General features: G+C 70.4%; 4 protein-coding genes and 1 tRNA gene. 4 read left to right on the forward strand and 1 reads right to left on the reverse strand.

Annotated features, from left to right (window positions below; all coding sequences use genetic code 11):
* Window positions 1-103 precede the first annotated feature (103 nt).
* Both HCJ92_RS21110 and HCJ92_RS21115 read left to right on the forward strand, forming a co-directional pair.
* A complete protein-coding gene (locus tag HCJ92_RS21110) occupies window positions 104-562 on the forward strand; it encodes a molybdenum cofactor biosynthesis protein MoaE (protein ID WP_167935202.1) in 459 nt (152 codons plus the stop codon).
* A 404-nt stretch (window positions 563-966) separates the two neighbouring features.
* Window positions 967-2091 (forward strand): YlbL family protein, encoded by a 1125-nt coding sequence (locus HCJ92_RS21115; protein WP_167935203.1) that lies wholly within the window; start codon window positions 967-969, stop codon window positions 2089-2091.
* A 62-nt stretch (window positions 2092-2153) separates the two neighbouring features.
* Here the strand turns inward: HCJ92_RS21115 and HCJ92_RS21120 are convergent, their stop codons facing one another.
* On the reverse strand, window positions 2154-2702 hold the full coding sequence (locus HCJ92_RS21120) for a PPA1309 family protein (RefSeq protein WP_167935205.1): 549 nt from the start codon (window positions 2700-2702) through the stop codon (window positions 2154-2156).
* Between the two features lie 305 nt (window positions 2703-3007).
* Between HCJ92_RS21120 and HCJ92_RS21125 the strand changes: the two genes are divergently transcribed.
* On the forward strand, window positions 3008-6001 hold the full coding sequence (locus tag HCJ92_RS21125) for a UPF0182 family membrane protein (protein ID WP_420824753.1): 2994 nt from the start codon (window positions 3008-3010) through the stop codon (window positions 5999-6001).
* A gap of 100 nt (window positions 6002-6101) precedes the next feature.
* A tRNA-Met gene (locus HCJ92_RS21130) sits at window positions 6102-6178 on the forward strand.
* The last annotated feature ends 38 nt before the right edge of the window (window positions 6179-6216 follow it).

The following is a 6216-nucleotide window of genomic DNA, read 5'->3' on the forward strand; positions in this document are numbered from 1 at the left end:
CTCGTCCGGCGCGCCCGGCGCCGCCGCCGCTGACCCGGCGGCAGGCCGCCGCCCCCGGCGGCGCGTGGGGCGGCGTGCCGGTCCATGGAGTCGTTGGGGGAGCATGGGGGACATGAGCACAGAGGAGCCCATCCGCCTGCTGGCCGTGCGGGACACCCCGCTCTCCCTGGACGAGGTGTTCGCCGCCGTGCCCCACGCCGGGGCCGGCGGCACCGCGCTGTTCGTCGGAACCGTCCGGGACCACGACGGACACGCCGACGGGGCGGCCGTCACCTCATTGGCGTACGAGGCGCACCCCGCCGCGATCACCCGTCTCAGGGAGGTCGCCGAGGGCGTGGTGGCCGACTTCCCGGTCCGGGCGCTGGCCGCCGTCCACCGGGTGGGTGAACTCTCCGTCGGGGATGTCGCGGTCGTCGTCGCGGTGGCCTGCCCGCACCGCGAGGAGGCATTCGCCGCCTGCCGCAGGCTGATTGACGACCTCAAGCGGGACGTCCCGATCTGGAAGCACCAGGCGTTCGCCGACGGGACGCGCGAGTGGGTGGGCGCCTGCGAGTTGCCGTGAACCCGCCGGTGCGCTTCACCGCCGCCGGCCCACGCCGACCCGACCGGGGGCGAGGAGCGGTTGCGCGACACCTGCCGCCGGACCAGCGTTGGTCTTCCGGCAGCACAGCGAACTGCTTCTGGGATCGCCTAGGTGGGAGGTACTCATGGCGGCGTTGGTCTGGTTGTTCATCCCGTTGATCGCATCTCTGGTGGCAGCGCTGTGGGGCTCCTGGGCAAGCCGCAGGCGCTCGGGGGTCGGTGGCGGACGCGACGCCTCGGGAGTCCGCGGACACGAGGCGTTCCGCGCCGCGATGGAGCGTCCGGCCCGGAGCGGGGAGCGGCGCCCGTCCGCGCCGGCGCCCGCCCCGCTGACCTCGCCCGCCCCGGCGGACGGGTGACGGGGTCATCCCGTACTGTCGATCCATGCCACGCCGCATCGCCACCCTGCTGACGTCGGGACTGCTGCTCCTCGGGCTGCTGTTCGCCGCACTGCTGGTGAAGGTCCCGTACGCGCAGATGTCCCCGGGGCCGACCGTCAACACGCTCGGTGAGCACAACGGGGTGCCGGTGCTCGACATCAAGGGCACCGAGACCTACGAGACCACCGGTCATCTCAACATGACGACGGTGCGGGTGACCGGCGTCAACTACCGGATGTCGATCGCCGACGCGATGCGGGGCTGGCTCTCGCCGCGGGCCGGGGTCGTGCCCTACGAGACGCTCTACCCGGACGACCGGACCGCCGACGAGGTCGACCAGGAGAACGCGGAGGAGTTCAGCCGCTCCCAGGAGAGCGCCAAGGCCGTCGCGTTGCGTGAGCTCGGGTACGAGCTGGAGAGCGAGACCATCGTCGACTCGGTCGTCCGCGGCGGCCCCGCCGAGGGAGAGCTGCGCGCGGGGGACGTGATCCTGGAGGTGGACGGCGAGCCGATCGACGAGCCCGCCCGGGTGGCGGAGGTCGTCACACGCCACGAGGCGGACGAGAAGGTGGTGTTCACCGTGCGCCGCCCCGTGGAGCGGGACACCGAGGACGACGCCGGGGCCGCAGCCGCGAGCGACACCGACGACGCGGCGGAAGCCGACGCCGACGACGAGGTGGTCGACGTGACCGTCACCACCGCCGCCGCCGAGGACGACGGCCGGGCGATCGTCGGCATCCAGGCCGGAACCGCCTACGTCTTCCCGTTCGAGATCGACATCGAGTTGGCCGATGTGGGCGGGCCCAGCGCGGGCCTGATGTTCTCGCTCGGCATCATCGACAAGCTCACCCCCGAGGAACTGACCGGCGGCACCTTCGTCGCGGGGACCGGCACCATCGCCGAGGACGGCCGGGTCGGGCCGATCGGCGGCGTAGTGATGAAGACGATCGCCGCCCGGGACCAGGGCGCCGAGTACTTCCTGACGCCCGAGGCCAACTGCCGCTCGCTGCGGGGCAGTGCCCCCGACGACCTCACCCTGGTGGCCGTCGGCACCCTGGACGACGCCCTCACCGCGCTGGAGCACATCCGCGCCGACGAACCGGGCGAACTCACCACCTGCGAGGACTGACCGGCAGGGCCGCCGGTCCCGCGCCGGGCCCCGTCGTCCGCCGCAGGGCGGCGGTGCGGCTCTCAGGACTCGAACGTCGAGGCCAGCGCGTCGGCCAGCCCGGGCACCAGGTCGCGTCCGGTGAGGACCTCGGTGTCCTCGTCCTTGGCGCGCAGCCGCACCGCGGCCTCCCGCTCGCCACCGCGCAGCACGCCCACGGTCATGCGGACCTCCTGGCGTTCGGGGTGCTCCGCGACCCACTTGGTGAGCGCGTCGATGTTCTCCTCCTCGCGCAGCTCGTCGGGGACGGCGGCCTCGGCGTCGGGCGAGAGCATCAGCCGCTCGACCGTCAGCGCGCAGCCGACGACCGCGTCGGGCCAGGCGATGGTGCCCAGGAACTCGTCGAGCGGGGCGTCCGGCGGCAGTTCCTCCTGCTCCACCGGTGTCAGCGAGCCGCCGATCGGCTCCTCCTGGGCGGGGTCGAGGCCGAGACGGTCGGCGAGGGTGGGCTCCTCGGAGCGGAGACGGGCGGTGTCGACGAGGGCGAAGAGACGGGCGGGCTTGTCCCAGCCGAGACCGGAGACGTAGCCGTCGATCTCCAGCACGGCGCGGGTGAGCGGTGCGGTGGCCATCTGACCTGCCCCGGACGGGGCGGAGTGGGTGTTGTCCATGTCTATATCGTGCCGTGACCCACCCCGGGAACGGGAACTGAGTAAAGCTTGAGTAAGTTACTAGGGTGGGCTTCCCCCTAGCCCAGATTCATCCGCTGCGAATCTCAGAGGTGCGCACCTTGGCTTTCCAGATGCCGGACCGGGGCTCGGGCGGCCCCAAAGGTCCGAACGGGCCCAGAGGCCCACGTGGCCCCGGAGGGCCGGGCGGGTCAGGAGTACCGCGGTTCACGGTCGGGCGTCCGTCAAGGGGCGCCAAGACGCTGTTGATCACCGCGGCCATCCTGGCCGGCCTGGCCATTCTCTTCGCAATGTTCGCCGGGTTCTGGACGGACCTGCTGTGGTACCAGTCCGTTGACTACACGCGGGTCTTCACCACGCAGCTGTTCACCCGGATCGGGCTCTTCGCCGTGTTCGCCGTGCTCATGGCGGTCGCGGTCGGGTTCAACATCTGGCTGGCTCACCGGATGCGTCCGCCGCTGAGCGGGATGTCGCCGGAGCAGCAGAACCTCGACCGCTACCGGATGAGCATCGCACCCTACAAGAAGTGGGTGCTGATCGCCGTCTCGGTGCTGGTCGGCCTGGTCGCCGGCGGTTCCGCGGCCGGTCAGTGGCGTACCTGGCTGACCTGGGTCAACGGCACGTCCTTCGGCGTGACCGACGCCCAGTTCGGGCGTGACGTCTCCTTCTTCGCCTTCGACCTGCCGTTCTACCGCTTCCTGCTGGGCATCGGCTTCGCGCTGGTCGTCGTCTCGCTGATCGCGGCGGCGGTGACGCACTACCTGTACGGCGGCATCAAGGCGTCCAGCCCGGGCAACCGGATCACCGGCGGCGCCACCGGCCACCTCTCGGTGCTGCTCGGCCTGTTCGTCTCCCTGAAGGCCGTCGCCTACTGGTTCGACCGGTACGGACTCGCCCTCAAGAGCAGCGACTTCCGCAACGCGGACGGCTGGACGGGTCTGCGGTACGTGGACGCCAACGCCTACCTGCCGGCGAAGACCATCCTCACCATCATTGCGATCATCTGCGCGGTGCTGTTCTTCGCCACCCTGTGGCGGCGGATGTGGCAGCTCCCGGTCATCGGCCTCGGCCTGATGGTCCTCTCCGCCATCCTGATCGGCGGGGTCTACCCGGCGCTGGTGCAGCAGTTCCAGGTGCGCCCGAACCAGCAGGCCGTGGAGACGCCGTACATCGAGAAGCACCTCGCGGCGACCAAGGAGGCCTACGGCATCGACAACGCCGAGAAGGAGTCCTTCGGACGCCAGGAGGCCGCGGCGGTCACCGACGAGAACCGGCAGGAGCTGCGCAACAGCGTCAGCGAGGCCGCCTCGATCCGCCTGGTCGACCCGAACGTGATCTCCCCGGCGTTCCAGCAGCTCCAGCAGATCCGCGGCTACTACCAGTTCGCCAGCACGCTGGACGTGGACCGCTACCCGTCGGCCGACGGCCAGGGCGACCAGGACACCGTCATCGGTGTGCGTGAGATCAACATCGAGCGCCTGCCCGACCGGAACTGGATCAACGACCACTTCCGCTACACCCACGGATTCGGCGTCGTCGCGGCCAAGGGCGACGAGATCCTCGGCAACGGCACCCCCTCCTTCACCGAGAAGGAGCTCCCGCCCGTCGGTGACCTGGGCGAGTACGAGCCGCGGATCTACTTCGGCGAGGCGACCAACCACTGGTCGATCGTCGGCGGACCGCAGCCCGAGCTCGACTACATCCGCGGTGACAGCGGCACGGACGAGGAGGCCGCCGACGAGGCCGCCGACGGTGACGCCGCCGAGGGCGACGCGGCCGAGGGCGAGGAGCCGGCCGAGTCGGAGGAGCCCGCCGAGGAGGCGCCCGCCAGCTCCAGCGAGGAGCAGGACTACAGCTACACCGGCGAGGGTGGTGTCGGGCTGAACAACTACTTCCGCCGCGCCGCCTACGCCCTCACCATGGGTGAGCCGCAGATCCTCTACTCCGGTGCCATCGGCGAGGGTTCCAAGATCCTCTACAAGCGCACCCCGCAGGAGCGTGTCGAGGCCGTCGCCCCGTGGCTCTCGCTCGACGGCGACCCCTACCCGGCGGTCGTCGACGGCCGGGTGCTGTGGATCGTGGACGCCTACACCACCTCCAACGGCTACCCGTACTCCTCCCGCACGGTCCTGGACCAGGCGACGGAGACGGCGCTCACCGACGCCCAGCGGCAGGTGCTGGCACAGCAGAACCAGATCAACTACATGCGCAACTCCGTCAAGGCGACGGTGGACGCGTACAGCGGTGAGGTCGTCCTCTACGAGTGGGAGGAGGACGAGCCCGTCCTCCAGACCTGGAAGAAGGCGTTCCCGGGCACGGTCACACCGAAGGACGAGATCAGCGACGAGCTGCTGGCCCACCTCCGGTACCCGCAGGACCTCTTCAACGTCCAGCGCGACCTGCTCCAGCGGTACCACGTCGACAGCGCGAGCCTGTTCTTCGCGGGCGGTGAGCGCTGGGTCGTGCCCCAGATGCCGGGCGAGTCCGCGGGCACCGTGGTGCCCTCGTACTACCTGTCCATCCGGATGCCGGACCAGGACCAGCGGAGCTTCTCGCTGACCACCACGTTCAACCCGCGCGACCGTGAGACGCTCGCCGCGTACATGGCGGTCGAGGCGGACGCGAGAAGCGACGACTACGGCAGGATGCGCATCCTGACGCTGCCCAACAACACGACCACGCCTGGTCCGCAACAGGTGCAGTCCAGATGGAACGCCGAGCCGGACATCGCCCAGCAGATCAACCTGCTGACGCGGGGCGACTCCCAGGTGGACTACGGCAACCTGCTGACGATCCCCCTGGGCGAGGACGACCTGCTCTACGTCGAGCCGCTCTACGTCCGCGGTGCGGGCGCCAACTATCCGCGTATGCAGATGGTGCTCGCCTCCTACGGCGACGAGCTGGCGTTCGAACCGACGCTGGGCGAGGCGCTGGACGTGCTGTTCGGCGTCACCGAGTCCGGCGACGAGGTGGAGTCGACTCCGCCGCCGGACCCGGATGATCCGGACGCCGGGCAGGACGAGGGCGACACCGACGGCTCGGAGTCCCCGGCCGAACTCGCCGCCGATCTCTCGGACGCCATCGAGGAGGCCGAGCAGGCCTTCGCGGAGGGTGACTGGGCCGGCTTCGGTGAGGCACAGGACCGGATCAAGGAACTGAGCCGCCAGCTCGACGAGGCGCTGCGTCCGGAGGGGTCCGACGAGGACTCCGGTGACTCCGGTGACACGCCGTCGGACGAGTGACGCCGACGTTCGCGTGAGGTGACCACCCCGCGCTGTGGTAATGTTTCATCTGTCGCCAAGGGGAAACCCGAGGCGGGAGGCCCCCGGAAGGGGACCACGGCGCGGGGTGGAGCAGTTCGGTAGCTCGCTGGGCTCATAACCCAGAGGTCGCAGGTTCAAATCCTGTCCCCGCTACCAGTCGGACGAGGGTCCGCATCCGAAAGGGTGCGGACCCT

The sequence above is a fragment of the Streptomyces spiramenti genome (assembly GCF_012034385.1).
GTDB lineage: Bacteria > Actinomycetota > Actinomycetes > Streptomycetales > Streptomycetaceae > Streptomyces > Streptomyces spiramenti.

Excerpts from the sequence above, each read along its gene's own strand:
- HCJ92_RS21110 (WP_167935202.1), top strand. The coding sequence starts at position 104 with ATGGGGGACATGAGCACAGAGGAGCCCATCCGCCTGCTGGCCGTGCGG.
- HCJ92_RS21115 (WP_167935203.1), top strand. The coding sequence starts at position 967 with ATGCCACGCCGCATCGCCACCCTGCTGACGTCGGGACTGCTGCTCCTC.
- HCJ92_RS21120 (WP_167935205.1), bottom strand. The coding sequence starts at position 2,702 with ATGGCCACCGCACCGCTCACCCGCGCCGTGCTGGAGATCGACGGCTAC.